We start from the raw sequence: 22,241 nt of genomic DNA, 5'->3' as shown, positions 1-22,241 counted from the left end.
GCCGCGGGCCTTGAAGGCCCCGGCTTTCTGCAGGTTCTCGCATTTGAAGAACAGCTCAGCCCCCGTCAGCTCGTTGAGCATCCGCGACGTCAGAACCGGCGTCACATGGACATGCGGCGCAATCCGCTCGCGCGCAGCATACATGTCGCCAAGCGTCGGAATGTAGAAAGGTGCAACCTCAGACATATCAGGCCGCTTTCAGCAGGTGGTTTTGCGCCATGGGGCGGGCTCCTTTCCAGTTGGTCAAAACGGATTGGGCCACGAGTTCGGCTGTCGCGGTCGACAGCGTCCAGCCGAGATGGCCGTGGCCGGTATTGTAAAAGACATTCTCGCGCCGCCCCGGCCCGACTTTGGGCATCATCGAGGGGGTCATCGGGCGCAGCCCCGCCCAAGGCACCGATTGGCGCGTCGAGACATCGGGGAAGTGGCGGTTCACCCATTCGACGATCGGTCGGATGCGGCATTCGCGGATATCGCGGTTCTCGCCGGCGAATTCCGCCGTACCCGCGACGCGGAAACGGTCGGGGCCGAGGCGGCTGGTGACGATTTTCGCCGCATCGTCGAGCAGGCTCAGCTGCGGCGCGGCCTCGCGAGATTGCGCATCGAGCAGGTTGACCGTGATCGAATAGCCCTTGACCGGATAGACGTTGATGCGGTCGCCAAGCTGGCGCGCGATCTCGCGGCTGCCGATGCCCGCGCAGACGACCACCGCCGCATGACGCGCGGTGCGGGTCGCGCCCTCGCCGTCGCGGTAGACGATCTCGACCCCCTGCCCGTCGCTGGCGGTGCGCAGGATCTCGCTGCCGAAGGCGAAGGTCACGCCGTGGCGGCGCGCGGCCTCGGCCAGTCCATTGGTGAAGAGATGGATATCGCCCGTCGCATCCCCCGGTGTGTGAAAGCCGCCCGCGACCTCGCCCTTGAGCCGCGGCTCGAGCGCATGGACGCCCGCCGCATCGAGCTCGCGCCGCTCGACCCCGCCTTCGGCCAGAAGCGCCGAGACGCGGCGCGCATGGGCCATCTGTTTTTCGGTCTCGTAGAAATGCAGGATGCCGTGGTCGTCGCGGTCGAAGGCAATGCCCTCGCGTTCGGCGATCTCGCGCATCCGCGCCCGCGCCGCCACCGCAAGCCGCGCGGTTTTGGTCGTATTGGCGCGGTAATTCCCCATATTTCCAAGGAATTCCGCCAGCCAGCTATATTTGTGCCAGCTCGGCCTGAGGCTCAGCGACAAAGGCGCGTCGGATTTCAACATCCAGCCCAGACCCTTGATGATGGTCGAGGGATGGTTCCAGACCTCGGCATTCGAGGCCGAAAGCTGGCCGCCATTGGCAAAGCTCGTCTCCATCGCCGCATAGCGCTGGCGGTCGTAGATGGTGACGGAAAAGCCCTTTACGGCAAGCTCGTAAGCGGTCGTGACGCCGGTAATACCGGCGCCGATCACGGCAATGGACTGCATCATGCTCTCCTGATGCGTATGGGTTCGAATACGTCCTTGTGGACGCATTCCCCCTCTGTCCTTTTGCCTGAGAGCATCGCCGCTTGCGGCTTTCTCCTTCGGCGGATGCGTGGCGCATCTCTCTCCAGAGTGTCGGTCCGGCAGTTTCTTTGCCTGAGAGATTCCGGGGCGTTGCTCCGTCGGCGCGGGATTGAACCCGACTCTCCTGTCCTGACCGTATCCGCCGCCCCCGCGGACGGAGGCAGCAATCACATGGGCAAAAGAGCCCTGAACCGGGCCCCCGAAAGGACCGCATATTCAGTTTGGCGCAAGTCTTCCCATTTGGAAAGATGAAACAAGCGCCATCACATCGCAATTCGTGATGTAAGACCCACGACTTGGCTTTGCAATGGCACCCGTATCATGCGCGTTCAGAGCAGGAAGTCATCCGCTGTGACCGAAGCCACACCGTTGATCACAATCGAGAAATCGGCGCGGCCGTCGCCGTTCACATCGCCCGAAACCCGAAGTCCGCCGGCCTCGGCCGCGTACCAGACCGAATGGGCCGCAGCCGTCGTGCCCGAGAAAGCGAAAGCGCCGTTCCCCGCGCCGCTGCCGTTTCCGTCGATCGCGCTCAGATCGATGGCATCGGTTCCCGAGACGAAATTCGCGATGCGGTCGGCATTCGCCCCGAGCCCGCTTTCAAAGGCGGTGTTGAAGACAAAGACGTCGCGCATCTGCTCGGCGCCGCCGTCCAGAACATCGACGCCGCCGCCGCCGACCAGCGTATCCTCGCCCAATCCGCCGCGCAGCGTGTCGTTGCCGAAAGCACCCGAGATCATGTCGTTGCCGCGCCCGCCGTCAAAGACATTGTTGCCGCGATCGCCCTGAAGCGTATCGTTGCCGATCCCCGACCAGGCATTCTCGATCGAGACCAGACGGTCGGTCATGGTCGGGCCTTCCAGCGTGCCGGCGCGCAGATCGATCGAAACCGCGCCCCATTCGCGGTAATCGAGCGTGTCGGTGCCGTCGCCGCCATCGAGCAGGTTCTCGCCCGCATCGCCGCGCAGGGTGTCGTTGCCCGCGCCGCCCATCAGCGTGTCGTTGCCCGCACCGCCGGTCAGCAGGTCGTTGCCGCGCCCCGATTGGAAATTGTTGTCGCGACCGCCGCCATGCAGGACGTCGTTGCCGCCGCTGGTGACGACATATTGGATATTATTGAGCGAATCCGTACCCTCGCCGGTCGCCGTGGCGATATTGCCGCTCTCGTAGCTGAGCGTGATCGCATTGCCGGTCGAAAAGGCCGCGACGGCGTAATCGCCCTCGTCGCCGCGCAGTACATCGTTGCCGAGCCCGCCGTTGAGCGTGTCGTTGCCCTCGTGACCGATCAGAGAGTCGTTGCCCGCACCGCCGATCAGCAGGTCATTGCCCGTCCCGCCCAAAAGCCGGTCGTTGCCGTTGCCGCCGTCGAGCCGGTCGTTGCCGCCCTCGCCGCGCAAGGTGTCGTTGCCCTCGCCGCCGAAAAGCTGGTCGGCGCCGTTCAGCGCGCGCATGTAATCATTGCCCGCCCCGCCCAAAAGCGTGCCGCCGCCGTGGACATGGTCGTTGCCAGCGCCGCCGTCGACATGGTTGCGCCCGCCCTCGCCGTTCAGCGTATCGTCGCCGCCAAGCCCGATCAGCGTGTCGTTGCCATCACCCGCGAAGATGCGGTTGTTGGCGCCATTGCCGGTGATGTGGTCGTTGCCCGCGCCGGTGACCAGTCGCTCGATGCTGATCAGCTGGTCGCGACCGCTTTCGCTCGATGAGGCGACGCCGGTGGTCAGGTTCACGGTCAGCGCCGCGCGCAGGCCGTCGTAGACCGCCAGATCCATCCCGTCGCCGCCGTCGAGCACGTCATTGCCCGCACCACCGTCGAGGCTGTCGTTGCCGCCGCGACCGTTCAGCGTGTCGTTTCCGGCCCCGCCCGAGAAATCGTCGCCCCATTCCGAGCCGTTCATCACATCATTGCCCGCAGTCCCGACCCGCACGGCGGAAAGCGGGCCCTGAGGCGCGGAGGGTGCCTTGGCCACAGGCATCGCCCGCGCTGCGGAGGCGGCAATTTCCCCGGAAAGGCTATGGGTCGCAAAGGGCGCAGTCGACATCGAAGACCTCGTGATTCTCTCGTTACAACAACAGGGCGGAGCTTTTTCCGCCCCGCCAGCATGGCCATGGTTAACGGTAGGGTCAATTAGTCATTTGGATGGGCCAAACAGCCTATTTGCCGTCATTTTTCCGGTGCCGAAGATACGAGGGTGACAATGTGCGGACGAGAATGCGGGCGTGGCGATGCCGCTTCCCGACCAGAGCCCGCGCGATCGCGACGCACTGCTGCTGGCCGCCCTGCACGGAAGGCAAAGCTGCGGCCGAAGCGCGCGGGCGTTGATTACGGATCGGGCCACGCCACAGGCAAAGCAAAAAGCGGGGCGTCCGCAGACGGGGCAGACCCGAATTGCGGCGAGGTCGCCGAAAGACGGTAACGGTGGCCGTCGCGCGCGTAACGGGCAGACGCGCCGCTAAAGCGCGGGTGCGCCCGCCTCGTGCTCGGCCAAAAGGCCGGAGACCAGCGCCTCGGCCTGATCGGTCAGCCCCTGATCGAAGATGAGCGACGAGACCACCGAATGCTCCTTTTGATCGAAGCCGTGATCGGCCCCCGCGAGTGTGGCGACCGTCAGATCGGCCCCGCGCTCGACCAGCCCCGCAGCCATCTCGCGGCATTTCTGCGGATCGACAATGCTGTCCTCGCCCGCCAGAACCATCAGCCCCTCGGCATTGGCGGGCCAATGGGCGTCGCCCGCACCGCTGACCACACCGCAATAGGGGTAAAGCAGCACCACCGGCCCGATCCGCGCCGCAAGCTCCGCGCGCGGCTCGGGCCAAGCGCCCAACCCCGGCGGCGGGGCCTCGGTGCCCAGAAGTTCAAGCAGCTCCATGATCGACCAGCCGCCATGCGAGGCGCCCAGAACCGCGATATCGCTGGTGTCGATCCCCTCCATCCGGCCCATCGCCGCGATCGCGACGGCCAGATCGGCGGCACGCTCGGCCCCCGGCAGGATCTGCGCGGCACAGACCGCGCGCCAGCTTTGCATCTGGTCCAGACCGCGCGGCCCGTGGCTGTCGAGGATCAGCGTGGCGCGGCCGTGACCCGCCAGAACCCCCGCCCAGAGGTCCATATTGTCATGCACCCCGTCGCAGCCCGACATCACCACCGCCGCCTTGTAGGGCGGTGAGAAACCCGCATCTTCGGGCGGCATCACCAGCCGCCATGCCGGCGCAAGCAGCGCCTCGGCCTCGGCGGGGCTGCGGGTCAGCGGCTGGAAACGCGCGACATTGCGCGCGGTATTGCCCGCCAGCGCCGCCGCGACCAGACCGGCGAATGCAATCCCCGCGATCAAGTAGCGTTTGCGCATCCCAAGGCCCCCTCCTGCCCGCAGATCGCCTTGAGGCGGGTGCTGTCCTGCGCGCTCCAGCCTTCGGGCGCGGTGACGGAAACCCAGGCGTCGATGTAATCGTGGACGTGATAGGTATGGCCGTAACCCGGCGGCGGCGTGGTCGAGGCCAGCAGGTCCATCGTCAGCTGCAACTGCGTCACGATCGGCGTGAAGGACAGCGATGGCGAGACATCGGGGGCGGCGGGCTCGCCCATCCAGACCGGCTCGCGCCAGAGCGCCGAGGCCGAATAGAAGACAATGGGGTCGCTGGCATATTGCAGGAACAGCACGCGGATGCGGCCCCACGGCTTGCCCGAGCGCTCGGGTTTGGCGAATTGGCTGGCATAGCGGATGACCTGCCCGTCATCGACCTCGGGCAGAACGAAGGGGCTGCCCGGCTCGCGCGCGGCATTGGCCTGGTTCCACAGCGTCGAGGGGAAGGGAGGGCCGACCCAAAGCGCGCCGTCGACCGGCTCGTTCATCATCTGGAAGACGTTGAACGCATACATCGACGACCATGCGCCGAGCGAGATCCCGTGCATGTAAAGGCGCGGGCGCTGCTCGGGCGGCAGCGACACCCAATGCTCGTAGACCACATGCATCAGCGCCGTCGCCTGCGCGAGGCCGGAATCATATTCGAAAATCAGCGCAAGCGGGCTTTGCAGATAGGAATATTGCGCCCCCACCGTCGCGATATCGCCTTGATGCATATATTCGAGCGCATCATAGCTCGCGGGGTCCATCCAGCCGGTGCCGGTCGGGCTGGCCACGACCAGAACCTTGCGCTCGAAGGCGCCGACACGGATCATTTCGGCCAGAGCGACCTCGGCGCGGCGCTGGGGATCGGTGTCCTGCGCGAGGCCGACATAGATGCGCAGGGGCTCTTTGGCGGGGCGGCCCGAGAAGGCCTCGATATCGGCGCGCGAGGGCCCGCTCATGACGAAATCGCGCCCCGGCTTGCCCATCAGATCCCAGCTGATCAGCGATTGCGGCCCGCCCGGTTGCCAGTCGGTCTCGGGTGCGGGGCGGTTGGGATCGGTCAAATGCTGGGCCGCGGCATAAGAGCTGTCGGCCACGCGCAGGAACCAGTTCACCGCGCCGTCCCGCGTCGCGATCACCACCAGCACGGCCGAAAGCAGCAGGCCCAGCACATTGGCGCTACTGGCGGGAATATAGCGCGCGAGCCGGTCACGCAGCACCAGAAACAAAAGCTGGATCAGATATCCGATCAAAAACAGCAAGATGAAGACGCCGACCGCGATCACGAGGATCTTGACCGTGCTCACCGCCTCGAGATCGGGCAGGCCCATGCGGCTGCGGATGGTGTTTTGCCAGCCGCGCGCATCAGCCACGCAAAAGGCCAGAACCGCCAGCACCGGAACCGCCAAAAGCCCGAGTGCGACCGAGGCCGGACGTCCGGTCAGCACCTTGATCTCGAGCGCGCGCCAAAGCGCGAGGAAGAACCGCGTCACCAGATAGCCGAGCGCGGCCGAGGCCCCCATCAGCACGCCCTGAAAGACTGTGCTGCGCGGCACCAGCGAGGGTGTCAGCGAAGCCGCCGCCAGCAACAACCCGACCAAGAGCGAGAGCACCGAGAAATTGTTTAGGGCTCTGGTTTTGGGCATGTCGGCTCTCCGGTCTTTGGCGTTCTGCGGCATTCTTCAACGGTGCTTCTGGCTTTGGCCCGGCCCCGTTGCAGTCCCCGTTCCGTGCATCGGCACCCGATACGGGCCCCATGCAAAAGAGGATCGCGGCAGGGCGCGGCGATTGCGGCCAGAGATACACGAAACGCGCGCGTTGTCGCGCGGTTTCGCCCCGGGCCCCCGCCGATCACGCGCAAATCATCGCGCGGGTCATCGTCCCGAGGCGCTTTGGCCCCGATCGCCCGCGCTAGATCGTCTCGAAATCGATAATCCGCGCGCCGGGTGCGGCCTCCTGCGCCAAATCGCACAAATGGCGGTGGTGGGTCAGATAGATCACCTGCCCGCGCCGCGCCATCGCGCCCAAAAGCGCGAAAGCTTCGGTCGCGCGGCCGTCGTCGAAGGTCTCCATGATGTCGTCGGCGATGAAGGGCACCATCGGGCGGGTCCCGGCCAGCTCGTGATAGCCCGCGATGCGCAGGGCGAGATAGAGCTGGAACCGCGTGCCCTTGGAAAGCTGCGCGGCCAGTTTCGCACCGCCTTCGCGCGGGATCGCCAGAAGCACCTCGTTGCTGCCGTCGGGCTCGGCCGCAAGCCCCTGATAGCGGTTGCGGCTGAGCTGGCGGAAGGCCTCGGAGGCGCGGGCGAGCATGGCGCTGCGGTGGCTGTCGCGAAAGCGTCTGAGCCCGTGTTCGAGCGCGATCAGCCCGAAGCGCGCGGCGAGATGCTCGCGCGATTTCTCGCGCAAGAGGTTGAGAAGATTGGCACGTTCCGATTCGATCAGCGCCACGGCATCATCGCCGCCGACCGCATCGCGCTGGCGGCGCGCCTCGCTGAGGGCGGCGAAACGCTCCTGACTGTGCTGGCGCGCCAGATCGAGATCGGCGGCGAGGCGTTCGGCCTCCTGCGCGAGAGCTGCGGGATCGGCGGTGCCGGTGGAACCTGCGGGCGCGCCGTCCTCGGTCGCGCCCTTTTCGGTCACGGCGGCCGCTTTATCCGCAAGATCGCGCTGCAATTCCCCGATTTCGCGGGAAAGACGGCTCCCTTCGAGACAGGACGCCAGATGCGCGGCAAGCGCTTCGGAAAGCCGGCCCGCCGGAGCATCGGTTTCGGGGGCGGGCATGGCGAATTCGCGCGCCAAGGCGGCGATTGCCGCGCTGTTTTCGGCACGCGCCGTCTGGTCGCGCGCCGAAGATTGCTGTTCGAGCGCAAGACTTGCCTGCAACTCGCGGCGCTGGCGGTCGCGGCTTTCGGCCTCTCCGAGCCGCGCCAGAACATCGGCCCAAGCCGTAGCTTCGGGCAGGGAGAGCATGGTCAGGACAGCGGCGGCGGCCCTCTGGAACGCGGCGCTATTGGCCTCCATCTTGACGATGCGGTCGGCGAGCGAGCCATGGGCGAGCGCGCTTTTGCCCAAGGCCTCCAACCCGTCGAGAAGCGCGCCGACGGCCGCCGGATCAAGTGCGCGACCGGCCAGAAGGCTGCCCGCCGCCGCCTGATCCCAAGCCGCGCGCCAATCCGCAAGCGCTGCCGAGGCGCGGGCCAGATCCTCGTCGCGACCGGCGAGATCGGAACGCATTTCAGCCAGCCTGCGGCGCTCGGCCAGATGCTTTTCGGCAGCGGCATCGCGCGCCAGAGCCTCGGACCACAGCAGATCGAAACCGGCGCCGTCCCCGCCTTCGCGCCCCAAAGCCTGCGCCAAAGCGCGGGCCGCACCGTCACGCGCCGCTTCGGCCTGAAGCACCGCCGCTTCGGCCTGATCTTGCGCCGCGATCCGGCGCAGGGCCTCGTCGCGCCGCTCGATCCATTGGCCCAAAGCGGCCAGATCGGGCGCGTCGAGCGCAAGGGCGGAGGCGAGCGCCGCCACCTCGTCGAGATGGGCGCGGCGGGCCGCATCGGCACCCTGCCACAGCCCCTCGTCGCGCGCGGCATTGGCCTCGGCGCGGGTCAGGGCGGCATCGGCCGCACCGCGCCGCTCCTCTTCGGCGAGGGCCTGCGCGAAAAGCGCCGAGAGGCGGTCGTCCTCGCGCAGGGCCGCTTCGAAAGCCTGCGCCGAAGCCGGATCGAGCGCCGCGCGGTGATCCGACCACAGCGCCTCGCGCCGCGCCCGCGCATCGGTCGCAGCCGCCAGATGCAGGCTCTGCGCCTGACCGCGCGCATCACGCAAAGCGGCCTCCTGCCGCGCCAGATCGCGGGCCTCGAAACTGGAGTCACGCGCGCGGCGGGCATCGGCTTCGGCCTGACGCGTGGTCTCTGCCCGCGCCTCGAGTGCCACCCATTGCCAGTCGGCGGGCACGGGAAGTGCCGCCAGATCCTCGGGCGTGCCGCGCCAAGGCAAAAGGCCGCGCATTGCGGTCGCGAGCTCGGCGCGGGTCATTTCGCGCAAAGTCCGGGCGCGCGCCAATCCGTCCGCGAGCTCACGCCCGCGCAGCGTCGCGATCAGCTGGTGGAGCACCGCCCCATCTTCCGGCGCGCCGGAGGCTTGCGCCTCGGTCTCGGCCAGACGCAGGCGCGAGGCGGCGCGTTCGGCCTCGAGCCCCGCGCGGGCGGCTTCGGCCTCGAGGCCGGAGAACCGCGTCAAAAGCCCGCGAAGCTGCGACAGCCGCGCCACATCGAGGATCAGCGCGGCAGGATCCGCGCCGCTTTGGTCGAGCCGCGCAAGGGCGAGGCGCAGATTGTCGCCCTCCTCGTCGCGCTCGGCGCGGCGGCGCGGCAGATCCTTGAGCGCGGCCTCGTGTTCGGGGCGCAAAGCTTCGGCGGCGGCAATCGCGGCGCGGGCTTCGTCCAGCACGGGATCGGGCGCGAGCTGCGCAAGACGGGCATCGGCTTCGGCCAGTCGCGGGGCACGGTCGGCGATCCGCGTATCCAAAGCGATGCGCTGGTCCTCGAGCGCGCGGAAGCGGGCCTGATCGGCCTCGGTCGCGGGGGGCAGCGCGGCGAAGGGCTGCCATTTGGCGCGCAGATCGGCGAGGCGCTGGCGCAAAGGGGCCGCCGCCAGCAGATCGCGCCGCTGGCGAAGCGCCGCATCCAGCGCGGCCTCGCCGGCGCGGGCCTCGCGCCATTGCGTCTCGGCGGCATTGACCTCGGCACTCAGGCGGCGAAAAGCCGCGGCCGAAGTGTCCAGCTCGCGGCGGCGGCGGTCGAGATCGGTGATCGCCGCGCGGGTCTCGCGCAGCATGCCCTTGCGCCCGCCCGGCTTGTGGAATTCGTCGAGCGCCCCGCGCAGGCCGTCAAGCTGCGGTCCCAAGCCCGACAGGCCGGCGCTGGCGGAAAACAGCATCTCGCCCAGATCGCCCTTGCTCGCGAGAATGCTTTCGCCGCCGCGCTCGATCGTCTCGTCGTCGAGCGAGAACATCGCGCCGTAACTGTCGCGCGAGAGCCCGCCCAAAAGCGCCTGAAGGCTGGTTTCGGGCACCGGCGCGCCATGCGGATCGCCAAGGCTCGCGCTGTTTTTCTTGAGCCGCACCAGATCGAGCGTGCCGCCCGCATGGGTGATGCGCGCCCCGATCCGCATCGTCGGCCCCTTGTGCAGGAAATCATAGGGCGTACGCGCCGGAATCCCGAATAGAAAGTCGAGCCATGCCGAAAAGAGCGTCGATTTTCCGGCCTCGTTCGGTCCGTAGATGATGTGGAAATCGGGGGCGCCGGCCTGAGGCGCGGGAAAGTCCAGCGCCGCATCGGTAAAGCGGCCGTAGCGCGTCAGATCGAGCCGTTCGAGCCGCATCACGCCTCCTCGCCGCTGCCGGATGCGGTGTTGCCGAGGGTCAGCCGCGACAAAAGCGCGGCGCTGCCTTCGGACAAAAGCGTGGCGCGGGCGCGGGCTGCAGCGCCCTCGTCATCGCCGAACATCCCCGCCAGATCGGCAGGCAGATCTCGTTGCAGCTCTGCCATCGCCTGATCGAGCGCGGCCAAAAGCCCCGCATCCTGCGGCAGATCCTCGAGCACGATGCGCGACAGCTCGTCGGGCAGATGCTCCGCGCCCGCGCCGTCCGGCGCATGGGTCGCATTTTCAAGCTTGTCGATCCAGAGGCCGGCATGGCCGGAGGCAAGGCTTTCGGCCTCTTGCGCCAGCCGCCCGAGATCGCGGGCGATGCGCCATGCCAGAGCGCTGGCGCCCGTCAGGCGCGGGCGCAGGACCAGATGCTCTTCGGGGCGCGGGGCGCGGGCGGCGGCCCCCAAGGCGCGTTCGAGCAGCTGCAACAATCCGGGCCAGTCCTCGGCAGCGGTCACATCGACCTCCAGCCGCTCGAAGCGCAGGCTCGCAACGCTATGCTGGCTGAGCGTCAGAACCCCCGCATCCGACAGCGTGCCCATCGTGACGCTGGCCGGCCCCGCCTCGCCGATGTCGCGGCCCTGCGGGATGCCCGCCATCACCACGGCGGCGCGGCCGTGATATTCGGCGCGGCGGTGGATATGGCCGAGCGCCCAATAATCATAGGAAAAAGCGTCGAGCTCGGCCAGCGAACAGGGCGCATAGATGTCGTGGCCCTCGGCCCCGTTCAGGCTGGTATGCATCATCCCGATATTGAAGGCCCCCGCGACCGCCACCGGATAAAGCGGCAGCAGGCTTTGGGGCGCATGGGGATCGGCAAAGCTGAGGCCATGAACCGCGATCTCGTGCCCGCCCGCCTCGAAACGGTGGGTTTTGGCGCGCGCGCCGAAGACCACGGTATTGGGCGGCGGGTCGAGTTCGCGCGTGACTTTGGAGATCGCATCATGGTTGCCGCGAATGATGAAGCAGCGGATTCCGGCGGCATCGAGGCGGCGCAGCTCCGCCTTGAGCATCCCCGGCGTTTTGGCCGAGGCCTGCGAACCGTCCCACAAATCCCCCGCGATCAGCAGCGCATCGACCTGCTCTGCCAGACAGAGATCGACAATCGCGCTCAGCGCCGCACGGCTCGCGACGCCCAGACGCTCGGCCAGATCGCGGTCGCGCAAAGCCAACGAAACGAGGGGCGAGTCGAGGTGGAGATCGGCGGTATGGATGAAGCGGAAGGTCAAGGCGGGCCGCATGGTCGAAAGGGTTGGTCGGAAAAGGCAGTCGGTGGGAAAAGACGTGGCGCTTGGCTGGCCAGCCTGCCGGCAGTCTCGGGAGTTTTGCCCGCCAAAGCAAGCCGCTCCGGCGACGGATCATGCGCGCGAGGGAGCTTTGGACGACGGCGGCAGGGCCGGATCTGTCGGGAGCGGGGCTTGGCGGGGCCGTGGCGGGCTTGCGCGGCGGCGCCCGATACCGCCGCGCCCGCCACCGCTTGCAACCGCTTTTTGCGTTCACGCTTTGGTATACCGGAAGGGCGCGGGAATTGCATTTGCGGGCGAATGCGGGCATAGCGGCAAAAAAGCCGAGTGTGCCATGTCCTCTGTCGACAGCCCTTCCCCCGCCGGACTTGCCCCCTCCTCCGCGCGCCCTCCCGCGTTGCGCGGCTTGTTGGATGCGGTCCCGATCATGCTGGGTTTCGTGCCCTTCGCGCTGGTTCTGGGGGCGCAGGCCGCACAAAAAGGCATGAGCGTGGTCGAGGTTCCGCTGATGACCGGCCTCAATTTCGGGGGCGGCTCCGAGTTTGCGGCGGTCGCGCTCTGGTCCTCTCCGCCGCATCTTCTGCTGATCGCGGCGGTGACGCTTTTGATCAACAGCCGCCATATCCTGATGGGGGCCGCACTTGCACCCGCCTTCAAGGGCAAGCCGCTGCGGCAGGTCCTGCCCGCGCTTTTCTTCATGTGCGACGAGGTCTGGGCGCTGGCGATGCAGGAAATGCGGCGCAAGGGCGGCGTGATCAGCCTGCGCTATTACGCGGGCGTCGCCGCGCCGCTTTACCTCACTTGGGTCGTTTGCACCGCGATCGGCGCCGCCATCGGGCCGGTGTTGGGCGATGTCACGCGCTTTGGTTTCGACATGGCTTTTCCGGCTGTCTTTCTGGTCATGCTGGCGGGCATGTGGAGCGGGCTGCGCGCCGCGCTGCCCTGGATCGCGAGCCTGATTGCCGCGGGATTGAGCGTCCTTTACCTGCCCGGCGCGTGGTATGTGCCGGTCGGCACCCTTACGGGGCTGGGCGTGGCCTTGCTGCTGGCGGACCGCGCGCCGTGATCCCGCTTTCGACCGTTCTGACCATCCTCGCCATGCTGGCCGTGACCTATACCACGCGGATCCCGGGCTATCTGTTCCTGCGCGACCGCACCATCAGCCCGCGCCTGCAACTGATGATGGAGGCCGCGCCCGGCTGCATCCTGATCAGCGTCATCGCCCCCCATTTCGTCACCGGCCATCCCGCCGACCTGATCGCGCTGGTGATCACGATGGTGGCGGCGGCGCGGCTGCCGATGCTGCCCACGGTGATCATCGCGATCGTCGCGGCAGGGCTTCTGCGCCAGATCCTTTAGGCCGCGCCCGCCTCAGGCCAACCGCCGGAAAGCGCCCGGACTCTGGCCGGTCCATTTCAGAAAGGCGCGGTGAAAGGCCGAGGGCTCGCTATAGCCAAGCGCACCCGCAACCTCGGCCACGCTTTGCCGCCCCTTGAGCAGACGTTGCGCCAGAACCGAGCGCAGCTCGTCCTTGATCGCGCCGAAGCTTTGCCCGTCCGCGCGCAATTTGCGCCGCAATGTCGCGGGCGACAGGCCGAGATCCCGCGCCATCGCCTCGAAATCGGGCCAGTCCTGCGGCGCGACTTTCTCGAGCCGCGCGCGCACCTCGGCGGCGATATCGTGGTCGTGGCGATAGCGCACCAGCAGGTTCGCGGGGGCCTCGCGCATGAAGCTGCGCAATGCGGTTTCGCTGCGCACCAAGGGCAGGGCCAAGTAAGAGGCGTCGAAAACCAGCAGCGTCTCGGGCTGGTCGAACCGCACCGGCGCGCCGAAGAACTGGCGGTAATCGAGCCGGTCCGCCGGCGCGGGACAGGCAAAATCAAGCCGCTTCAGCGCGACGCGGCGCCCGATCAGCCAGCAGGCCACCCCCATCACGATCAGCCAATAGGCGCGATAGGCAAAGGCGGGACGGGCGGGGGCACCCTCGGGTTCGGACAGCGCGATCACCGCCGCGCCACCTTGCTGGCGCAGCCGCCCCGTCGGCGCATCAAGGACCACATCCAGAAAGCTCAAGCCCCGCTTGAGCGCCTGATCGAGCGTCCCCGCATGAAGCATCGCCTGACACATCAGCCGGAACGCGCCGGGCCGCATCGGACGCGCACCAAGGCCGAAGAATTCGTCGCTGATCCCTTCGGCGATCAGCAGCCACAGCCGCGCATATTGCCCGTTCGTCACCGGCGCATCGACCACGGGCGGCAGTCCCGCCGCCGCCAGATAGGGCGCGGTCGCGATCCCCTTGATGCGCAAGGCATTCAGCGCATCCTCGACGAAACCGGGGCTGATATTGGCGCGCTCCATCCCTGCCTCATATTGCAAAACCGATCAGATATTAGCACAGGCTGCGTCATTGTTTGCAAGAAACTCCGCGTTAACCTTTCCCCGTCACACCCGCGAGGAGGCGGGCCCAAAGAGCAGCAGAAGGGGGAGCCTTCGGATGAGCACCACAGCACAATCGCAGCCCGCAAGCCACGAGCAGGCCGTCAGGGATTTCACCCTCGAGGCCGCAATGGCGCGGCTTTCGGGCAGTCCCGAGGCGCTGAACGCCTGTGTCGAATGCGTCGACCGCCATATTGCGGCGGATGGGTCGAGCGGGCTGGCGCTGCGGGCGATTGCGGCGGATGGCACGGGGCGAGACTATACGTTCGCCGAGCTGCGCGATCTTTCGGCGCGCATGGCCAATGTCCTGACCGCACAGGGCATAAAGGCGGGCGATGTCGTGGCGGGGCTTTTGCCACGCGGGGTCGATCTGGTCGCGACCATTCTGGGCACATGGCTGATCGGCGCGGTCTATCAGCCGCTATTCACCGCTTTCGGCCCCAAGGCGATCGAGCACCGCTTTCACACCAGCGGCGCGAAACTGGTCGTCACCAATCCCGCCAACCGCGCCAAAATCGCCGAGATCCCCGATGCGCCCCCCGTCGCAACCGTCCTGAAAGCGGGCGAGGCTTTGCCTGCGGGCGATCTGGATCTGGCCGCCGCTTTGGCCGCCTCCTCGGCCGATTTCGCGCCGGTCATGCGCAGGGCCGACGATCTCTTCATGATGATGTCGACCTCGGGCACGACGGGCCTGCCCAAGGGCGTGCCGGTTCCGTTGCGCGCCATGCTCGCCTTCGAGGCCTATATGCGCGAGGCGGTCGGGCTTCGGACCGGCGACGTGTTCTGGAACATCGCCGATCCGGGCTGGGCCTATGGGCTTTACTACGCGATCACCGGCCCGCTGCTTTTGGGCATCGCCACAACGCTGTACGAGGGCAGTTTCACCGCCGAAAGCACTTACGAGCTGATCACCCGCCTCGGCGTGACGAACCTTGCCGGCTCGCCCACCGCCTTCCGCCTGCTCATGGCCGCAGGCCCCGAGGCGGCCGCTGCCGTCAAGGGCCGCCTGCGCGCGGTCTCCAGCGCGGGAGAGCCGCTCAACCCCGAGGTCATCCGCTGGTTCGACGCCCATCTCGGCGCGCCGATCTTTGACCATTACGGCCAGACCGAAACGGGGATGGTCGTGAACAACCACCACGGCCTGAGCCATCCGGTCCACCCCGGTTCCGCCGGTTTCGCCATGCCCGGCTACCGCGTCGCGGTTCTGGACGCCGAAGGCCGCGAGCTGGGGCCGAACCAGCCCGGCGTATTGGCGGTCGATATCGAAGCCTCGCCGCTTTTGTGGTTCACGGGCTATTACCGCAAGGATACGCCCGCGATTGCCGGAGGCTATTACCGCACCGGCGACAGTGTCGAGCTGGAACCCGACGGGCGCATCAGCTTTATCGGACGCTCGGATGATCTGATCACCTCATCGGGCTACCGGATCGGGCCTTTCGACGTCGAAAGCGCGCTGATCGAACATCCCGCCGTGACCGAGGCCGCCGTGATCGGCGTCCGCGACCCCGAGCGCACCGAGATCGTGAAGGCCTTCGTCATCCTTGCCCCCGACGCCACCCCCTCGGAGGCGCTGGCCGAAGAGCTGCGCCAGCATGTGCGCAAACAGCTTTCCGCCCATGCCTATCCCCGCGCGGTCGATTTCGTGACAGAATTGCCCAAGACCCCGAGCGGCAAGATCCAGCGCTTCCTGCTGCGCAAAGCCGAGATCGAAAAGCTGGAAGCCGCCGCCACGCCTGCTGCCTAAGGAGAAAACCATGCAGATCGAAAACCGTGTTTTCCTGATTACCGGCGCGGGTTCCGGCCTCGGCAATGCCGTGGCGAAAATGGTGGTCGAGGGCGGCGGCAAGGCCGTCTTGCTAGACATCAACCCCGAGGCGGGGGCGGCAGCGGCCGCAGCACTTGGGCCGAATGCGCTGTTTCACCAGACCGATGTGACCTCGGATGCCGATGGTCAGGCGGCGGTCGCGGCGGCGCTTGCGGCCTTCGGGCGCATCGACGCTTTGGTCAATTGCGCGGGCATCGCGCCCGGTGAAAAGATCCTCGGCCGCGAGGGGCCGCACCGTCTCGACAGCTTCGCCCGCGCGGTCTCGATCAACCTGATCGGCACGTTCAACATGCTGCGTCTTGCTGCCGAAGCGATCGCGAAGAACGAGCCCGCCTCGGGCGGCGAGCGCGGCGTGATCATCAACACCGCCTCGATCGCCGCCTATGACGGCCAGATCGGGCAGGCGGCCTATGCGGCATCGAAAGGCGCGGTCGCATCCCTGACCCTGCCCGCCGCGCGCGAGCTGGCGCGTCACGGCATCCGCGTGATCACCATCGCGCCCGGAATTTTCGCCACGCCGATGATGACGGGGATGCCGCAAGAGGTGCAAGACAGCCTCGGCGCGCTGGTCCCCTTCCCGCCCCGCCTCGGCGATCCGGCGGAATATGCCGCGATGGTGCGCCATGCGGTCGAGAACCAGATGCTCAACGGCGAAGTCATCCGCCTCGACGGCGCTTTGCGCATGTCGGCGAAATGATCGCGGCCAAACAGGAGAAAACCATGTCGAACCAATCATTTGCCTCTGATCCGGTCGTCATCGTCAGCGTGGCGCGCACGCCGATGGGCGGCTTTCAGGGCGATTTCGCCCAGACCACCGCCGCGCAACTTGGTGCCGCCGCGATCCGCGCCAGCCTTGAGCGCGCGGACCTTGTCCCCGATCAGGTCGACGAGGTGATCATGGGCTGCGTCCTGCCCGCCGGTCAGGGTCAGGCCCCCGCGCGTCAGGCGGCGCTTGGCGCGGGCCTGCCGGTCGCGGTCGGCGCGAGCACGGTGAACAAGATGTGCGGCTCGGGGATGCGGGCGGCGATGTTTGCCCATGACATGCTGCTGGCGGGTTCCGCCAAGATCATGGTCGCGGGCGGGATGGAGAGCATGTCGAACGCCCCTTATCTTCTGCCCAAGGCCCGCGCGGGCTACCGCATGGGGCACGGGCAGGTTCTGGATCACATGTTCCTCGACGGGCTGGAGGACGCCTATGACAAGGGCCGTCTGATGGGCACATTCGCGGAAGATTGCGCCGAGGCTTTCGGCTTCACCCGCGAAGAGCAGGACGCCTATGCGATCGCCTCTCTCGAACGGGCGCAGCGCGCGATCACCGAGGGGCTTTTTGCCGCCGAAGTCGCCCCCGTCACGGTCAAGGCCGGCCGCGCGGAGGCCGTGATTTCCATCGACGAACAGCCCGGCAAGGCCCGTCCCGAGAAAATCCCGACCCTGCGTCCGGCCTTCCGCGAGGGCGGCACGGTGACGGCGGCGAATTCGTCCTCGATCTCGGACGGCGGCGCGGCATTGGTCTTGATGCGCGCCTCCGAGGCGGAGCGTCGCGGGCTGACCCCGCGCGCGGTTCTGGTCGGCCATGCGACCCATGCCGACAAGCCGAACCTCTTCCCGACCGCCCCGATCGGCGCGATGCGCAAACTGTCGGAAAAGACCGGCTGGGGCCTGAAAGATGTCGATCTGTTCGAGATCAACGAGGCTTTCGCCGTCGTCGCCATGGCCGCGATGAAGGATCTCGATCTGCCCCATGACAAGGTCAATATCCACGGCGGTGCCTGCGCCCTTGGCCATCCGATCGGCGCGACCGGCGCGCGGATCATGGTCACGCTTTTGTCGGCGCTCGAGACCCACGGGCTCAAACGCGGCATGGCCTCGCTTTGCATTGGCGGCGGCGAAGGCACCGCCGTCGCGATCGAAAGGTTGATCTGATGCTGCTGAACGAAGATCAGGAACAAATCCGCGAGGCCGCCCGCGATTACGCGCAAAACAGCCTGCTGCCGGGGGCCCATCAGCGCGACGCGGATCACGCTTTCCCCCATGACGAGATGCGCGAAATGGGCGAGCTGGGCTTTCTCGGCATGCTCGTCCCCGAGGAATGGGGCGGCTCGGACCTCGGCATGGTGGCCTATGCCGCCGCGCTCGAAGAAATCGCGGCGGGCGACGGGACCTGTTCGACCATCATCTCGGTCCATAGCTCGGTCGGCTGCATGCCGATCCTGAAATTCGGCACCGACGCGCAAAAAGCGCGCTTTCTGCCGAAAATGGCCTCGGGGGAATGGATCGGGGGCTTCGCGCTGACCGAGCCCTCGACCGGCTCGGATGCGGCGGCGATCAAGACGCGGGCGCGGCGCGACGGCGATCACTATGTGCTTGATGGCGCGAAACAATTCATCACATCGGGCAAGAACGGCAAGGTGATTATCGTCTTTGCCGTGACCGATCCCGAGGCGGGCAAGAAGGGCATCACCGCCTTTATCGTGCCGACCGACACGCCCGGCTATCAGGTGGTTTCCGTCGAGCACAAACTCGGCCAGCATGCCTCGGATACCTGCGCGATCGCCTTTACCAATATGCGCATTCCGGTCGAAAACCGTCTGGGGGAAGAGGGCGAGGGGCTGAAAATCGCGCTCTCGAACCTTGAAGGTGGGCGGATCGGGATTGCGGCGCAGGCGGTGGGCATGGCCCGCGCGGCTTTCGACGCGGCCCGCGCCTATGCCAAGGAACGCATCACCTTCGGCAAGCCCTTGATGGCGCATCAGGCGGTGGCCTTCAAACTCGCCGATATGGCGACGCGGATAGAGACGGCGCGCCAGATGGTCCTCCATGCGGCCGCGCTCCGCGAGGCGGGCCGTCCGGCGCTGACCGAGGCCTCGATGGCGAAACTCGTGGCCTCGGAAATGGCCGAGCGGGTCTGTTCCGACGCGATCCAGATCCACGGCGGCTACGGCTATTTGCGCGACTATCCGGTTGAACGGATTTACCGCGATGTCCGCGTCTGCCAGATTTACGAAGGCACCAGCGAGATCCAGCGTCTCGTCATCGCCCGCAGCCTTTAAAAGCCTCCGAAACCCCGAGGAAGTCATGCCCGAACTGATTGAAATCACAGTCGAAGACCGCGTCGCCCTGATCCGCCTCAACCGGCCCAAACAGCTCAATGCGCTCAATTCCGCGCTCGCGGTCGAGCTGGTCGAAGCCGTCGAGGCGATCGAGAAGGACAAGGGCATCGGCGCCATCGTCATCACCGGATCCGAGCGCGCCTTTGCCGCGGGCGCGGATATTTCCGAAATGGTCGACCGCAGCGCCGATCAGATGATCGAGGATGATTTCTTCGCGGTCTGGGACCGTTTCGCCGCCTGCAAGACCCCGAAGATCGCCGCCGTGAACGGGTTCGCCTTGGGCGGCGGCTGCGAGGTCGTGATGATGTGCGATTTCGCCATTGCGGGCGAGGGCGCGAAATTCGGCCAGCCGGAAATCAAGATCGGCGTCATCGCGGGCATGGGCGGCACGCAGCGGATGACCAAGCTGATCGGGCGGGCGCGCTCGATGGACATGCATCTGACGGGCCGGATGATGGATGCGGCCGAGGCGCTTCAGTCGGGCCTCGTCGCCCGCGTCGTCCCCGACGCCGAAGTGGTCCCGACCGCGCTCGAGGCCGCGCGCCAGATCGCGAGCTATTCGCGCAATGCCGCACGGATGGCGCGCGAGGCCGTCATGCGCGCCGAGGAAACCAGCCTGTCCGAAGGCATCCTTTACGAACGCCGCCTGTTCCACCGCATGTTCGGCACCGCCGACCAGCGCGAGGGCATGGGCGCATTTGTCGAGAAACGCAGCCCGAAATTCCACGCGGACTAAGGCGCGCACGCAGTGGCCAACCAACGACAAAAGGCCCCCGAACGGGGGCCTTTTCCATGTCTTTACAAAGGTGTGGCTTAGTTGACCGCCGCAAGCCCCTGATCGCGCAGGCGTTCGAGCTGGGCCATTTCCTCGGCAGTCAGGGTGATGCCGTTTTCGCGCGACAAGGCGCGGGCGGCAAAGCGGCGCTGCGAGGGCAGACGCGCCCCCTGCCCGCCGATCGCGGTCAAAAGCGCCTCGCCCTTGGCGGACGGATCGGCGCGGCCACCGGCCATGCGGACCGGATCGAAGGCCAGGATCAGCTCGCCGTGGCGCGGCGCGATCGTGGTCGTGCCAAGGAAATCCAGCGCCTCGGGGCTGGTGAAATCGCCGATCATCGCGCCGGCCAGCAGCTCGATCATGGTCGAGATCGCCGAGCCTTTATGCGCGCCGAAAGGCAGCATTGCACCGGCCAAAGCGGCCTCGGGATCGGTGGTCGGGTTGCCGTCCGCGTCGATCGCCCAGCCTTCGGGAAGCGGTTTTCCCGCACGGCGGTAAAGTTCAAGCTCGCCGCGCGCCGCGACGCTGGTCGCGAAGTCGAAAACATAGGGATTCTGGTTCGGGCGCGGCCAGCCGAAGGCAAAGGGGTTGGTGCCCAGAAGCGGCTTGTTGCCTCCCGCAGGCGCGACGGTCGCATAGCTCGGACACATCGCCATTGCGGCAAGACCGGCCTCGGCCAAAAGCTCGACCTCGGGCCACAGGGCGGCGAAATGGGTGCAATCATTGATGACAAGCGCCGCAAAACCCAGCTTGCGGGTGCGCTCGATCAGGGCCGGAGCGCCGATCTCGAAGGCGAGGTTGGCGAAACCGCCCTTGGCATCGACGCGGATCACCGACGATCCCTCGTCCGCCATCAGTTCGGGCACTGCATCCGGCACGACTTTGCCCAGTTTCAGCGTGCGCAGGCAGCCTTCGACGCGGTAGACGCCATGCGATTTGCAGGCGTCACGCTCTCCCGCCGCGATGGTGCGGCCGATGGCCGTGGCGTGATCTTGGGAAAAGCCCGCATTGCGCAGCACGCCCGCGACAAGCGCGGTCAGATCCTGTTCGGAAATCACGGTGGAATCGCTCATGGTCATGTCCTTTTCCTGCGGGCATCAAGCGCGGCATCAAACCTTCGCCATCCTGCATATAACGTGTATGCATGTGAAGCAATCATCCCCGCATTCTGCCGCGCCCGCGCCGGACATGCAAAACGCCGACCGGAAGGACCGGCCGGCGTCTCGCGCGTCATGGGGTCTGATCAGTGCTGCTTTTCGCCGCTGATCGCCGCGCCGTCATCACCACCGCCGGTTTTCCACAGCGAGACCGCAATGCCCGCGCCAAGGATCGCGAAGGTGATGCCGAGCGACCATGCCGGCGGGAATTTCTCCCAGCCCATCGCATCGGCGATGAAGATCTTCGAGCCGATGAAGACCAGCAGGATCGAGAGCGCATATTTCAGATAGGCGAAGCGGTGCAGGATCGCCGAGAGGGCAAAGAACAGCGCCCGCAGGCCGAGGATCGCGAAAATGTTCGAGGTATAGACGATGAACGGGTCGGTCGTGATCGTGAAGACCGCAGGCACCGAGTCGACAGCAAAGATCAGGTCGGCGAATTCGATCATCACCAGCGCAAGGAACAAAGGCGTCGCGAACCGAACCATCTTGCCGGCTTTGCTGTCGTGCAGGCGGACGAAGAACGCATTGCCGTGCAGATCCTCGGTGACGCGCATGCGCTTTTTGGCGAAACGCAGGATCGGGTTCTTGCTCAGGTCGGGGGCGTGATCATCGCCCGAAAACAACATCTTGATGCCGGTCAGGACAAGGAAGACCGCGAAGATATAGAGCACCCAGTGATATTGCGCGACAATGGTCGCACCAAGGCCGATCATGATGCCGCGCAGCACGATCACGCCCAGAATACCCCAGAACAACACGCGGTGCTGGTATTTGCGCGGGATGGCGAAGAAGCTGAAAATCAGTGCGATGACGAAGATATTGTCGAGCGCCAGCGTCTTTTCGACCACAAAGGCCGTCAGATATTGCGCCGAGGCGGTCGCGTCGATCTGCCACCAGACAAAGCCCGAAAAGGCGAGGCCCAAAGTGATGTAGAACGCCGACATCTTGAGGCTTTCGGCAACGCCAATCTCGTGATCCTCGGTGTTGAACACGCCCAGATCAAGGATCAGCAGGCCCAGCACGATGCCCACGAACAAAAGCCACATCCAGACCGGTGTGCCCATGAATAATGCGAGAAGAAATTCCATTCGACCTCCGTTTGTACAAAGCCAGAGGTCAGGAGATGAGATCGCGTAGGGATCACCGGGCCAGCCTCGAGCATGCTCGATGCAGTCCGACATCACGTTCAGCCAAAATGCCGATCGCCAGAGGGGCCCGTCCTGCGTTTTTAGAATTAGCGCAGCCGCTCTTTCGATCAAGGGGACCGCTAAAATTTTCTCGGCTTTTTTCGCGGCGGGGTTTTCGCGGGGGGCCGGACCGCTTTTGTTGCGGCAATCGCGCGAAGTGCGAGTCGCGCACCGTTCCGCGCACCCCCACTTGCAG

At 66.4% G+C, this 22,241-nt stretch carries 16 protein-coding genes, 1 pseudogene and 1 riboswitch; of the genes and pseudogenes, 7 read left to right on the top strand and 10 right to left on the bottom strand.

The features are described 5' to 3' along the window. The 7 genes and pseudogenes from ACFFUC_RS14595 to ACFFUC_RS14565 all read right to left on the bottom strand — a co-directional run. Positions 1 to 186, bottom strand: a pseudogene (locus tag ACFFUC_RS14595) (threonine/serine dehydratase); the annotation flags it as partial. A gap of 1 nt (position 187) precedes the next feature. Beyond that, the gene (locus ACFFUC_RS14590; protein WP_377687460.1) at positions 188 to 1,453 is read right to left on the bottom strand and encodes a D-amino acid dehydrogenase; all 1,266 of its coding nucleotides are present in this window, start codon (positions 1,451 to 1,453) and stop codon (positions 188 to 190) included. A 45-nt stretch (positions 1,454 to 1,498) separates the two neighbouring features. Continuing rightward, positions 1,499 to 1,591, bottom strand: a riboswitch (glycine riboswitch). A gap of 272 nt (positions 1,592 to 1,863) precedes the next feature. Then, positions 1,864 to 3,573, bottom strand: a complete 1,710-nt coding sequence (locus ACFFUC_RS14585; RefSeq protein ID WP_377687456.1) for a calcium-binding protein — start codon at positions 3,571 to 3,573, stop codon at positions 1,864 to 1,866. Between the two features lie 411 nt (positions 3,574 to 3,984). Next, positions 3,985 to 4,878, bottom strand: a complete 894-nt coding sequence (locus ACFFUC_RS14580) for a dienelactone hydrolase family protein (RefSeq protein WP_377687454.1) — start codon at positions 4,876 to 4,878, stop codon at positions 3,985 to 3,987. Further along, positions 4,860 to 6,524, bottom strand: a complete 1,665-nt coding sequence (locus tag ACFFUC_RS14575; protein ID WP_377687453.1) for an alpha/beta hydrolase — start codon at positions 6,522 to 6,524, stop codon at positions 4,860 to 4,862. The genes ACFFUC_RS14580 and ACFFUC_RS14575 overlap by 19 nt, the downstream gene beginning before the upstream one ends. Before the next feature lie 265 nt (positions 6,525 to 6,789). After that, on the bottom strand, positions 6,790 to 10,260 hold the full coding sequence (locus ACFFUC_RS14570; protein ID WP_377687452.1) for an ATP-binding protein: 3,471 nt from the start codon (positions 10,258 to 10,260) through the stop codon (positions 6,790 to 6,792). Then, a complete protein-coding gene (locus tag ACFFUC_RS14565) occupies positions 10,260 to 11,537 on the bottom strand; it encodes a metallophosphoesterase family protein (protein ID WP_377687451.1) in 1,278 nt (425 codons plus the stop codon). The genes ACFFUC_RS14570 and ACFFUC_RS14565 overlap by 1 nt, the downstream gene beginning before the upstream one ends. Positions 11,538 to 11,886: 349 nt before the next feature. Between ACFFUC_RS14565 and ACFFUC_RS14560 the strand changes: the two genes are divergently transcribed. Further along, positions 11,887 to 12,618, top strand: a complete 732-nt coding sequence (locus tag ACFFUC_RS14560) for an AzlC family ABC transporter permease (protein ID WP_377687449.1) — start codon at positions 11,887 to 11,889, stop codon at positions 12,616 to 12,618. Beyond that, positions 12,615 to 12,911, top strand: a complete 297-nt coding sequence (locus tag ACFFUC_RS14555; protein ID WP_377687448.1) for a branched-chain amino acid transport AzlD family protein — start codon at positions 12,615 to 12,617, stop codon at positions 12,909 to 12,911. The genes ACFFUC_RS14560 and ACFFUC_RS14555 overlap by 4 nt, the downstream gene beginning before the upstream one ends. Positions 12,912 to 12,923: 12 nt before the next feature. On the opposite strand, the gene ACFFUC_RS14550 is transcribed toward ACFFUC_RS14555, so the two are convergent. After that, positions 12,924 to 13,910: an AraC family transcriptional regulator gene (locus tag ACFFUC_RS14550; RefSeq protein WP_377687447.1), complete on the bottom strand. Its 987-nt coding sequence runs from the start codon at positions 13,908 to 13,910 to the stop codon at positions 12,924 to 12,926. Positions 13,911 to 14,046: 136 nt separating this feature from the next. On the opposite strand from ACFFUC_RS14550, the gene ACFFUC_RS14545 reads away from it, so the two are divergent. The 5 genes from ACFFUC_RS14545 to ACFFUC_RS14525 are packed head-to-tail and all read left to right on the top strand — an operon-like array spanning position 14,047 to position 19,659. After that, on the top strand, positions 14,047 to 15,732 hold the full coding sequence (locus ACFFUC_RS14545; RefSeq protein WP_377687445.1) for an AMP-binding protein: 1,686 nt from the start codon (positions 14,047 to 14,049) through the stop codon (positions 15,730 to 15,732). A gap of 10 nt (positions 15,733 to 15,742) precedes the next feature. Further along, the gene (locus tag ACFFUC_RS14540; RefSeq protein WP_377687443.1) at positions 15,743 to 16,510 is read left to right on the top strand and encodes an SDR family NAD(P)-dependent oxidoreductase; all 768 of its coding nucleotides are present in this window, start codon (positions 15,743 to 15,745) and stop codon (positions 16,508 to 16,510) included. Between the two features lie 23 nt (positions 16,511 to 16,533). Further along, positions 16,534 to 17,736, top strand: coding sequence for an acetyl-CoA C-acyltransferase (locus ACFFUC_RS14535; protein ID WP_377687441.1), 1,203 nt, complete (start codon positions 16,534 to 16,536; stop codon positions 17,734 to 17,736). After that, positions 17,736 to 18,863, top strand: a complete 1,128-nt coding sequence (locus ACFFUC_RS14530; protein WP_377687439.1) for an acyl-CoA dehydrogenase family protein — start codon at positions 17,736 to 17,738, stop codon at positions 18,861 to 18,863. Before ACFFUC_RS14535 ends, ACFFUC_RS14530 begins: the two co-directional genes overlap by 1 nt. A 25-nt stretch (positions 18,864 to 18,888) precedes the next feature. Continuing rightward, positions 18,889 to 19,659, top strand: coding sequence for an enoyl-CoA hydratase-related protein (locus ACFFUC_RS14525; RefSeq protein WP_377687437.1), 771 nt, complete (start codon positions 18,889 to 18,891; stop codon positions 19,657 to 19,659). A gap of 77 nt (positions 19,660 to 19,736) precedes the next feature. Here the strand turns inward: ACFFUC_RS14525 and ACFFUC_RS14520 are convergent, their stop codons facing one another. Both ACFFUC_RS14520 and ACFFUC_RS14515 read right to left on the bottom strand, forming a co-directional pair. Then, positions 19,737 to 20,771, bottom strand: coding sequence for an Ldh family oxidoreductase (locus ACFFUC_RS14520; RefSeq protein WP_377687435.1), 1,035 nt, complete (start codon positions 20,769 to 20,771; stop codon positions 19,737 to 19,739). A 170-nt stretch (positions 20,772 to 20,941) separates the two neighbouring features. Next, positions 20,942 to 21,946 carry a TerC family protein gene (locus ACFFUC_RS14515; protein WP_377687433.1) on the bottom strand — a complete coding sequence of 335 codons (1,005 nt, stop codon included), beginning with the start codon at positions 21,944 to 21,946 and terminating at the stop codon, positions 20,942 to 20,944. Between the last annotated feature and the right edge of the window lie 295 nt (positions 21,947 to 22,241).

The sequence above is a fragment of the Paracoccus cavernae genome, assembly GCF_042430175.1.
GTDB classification, from domain to species: domain Bacteria; phylum Pseudomonadota; class Alphaproteobacteria; order Rhodobacterales; family Rhodobacteraceae; genus Paracoccus; species Paracoccus cavernae.
The sequence above is the reverse complement of the archived record's forward strand: the minus strand, read 5'-3'. Positions and strand labels throughout refer to the sequence as shown.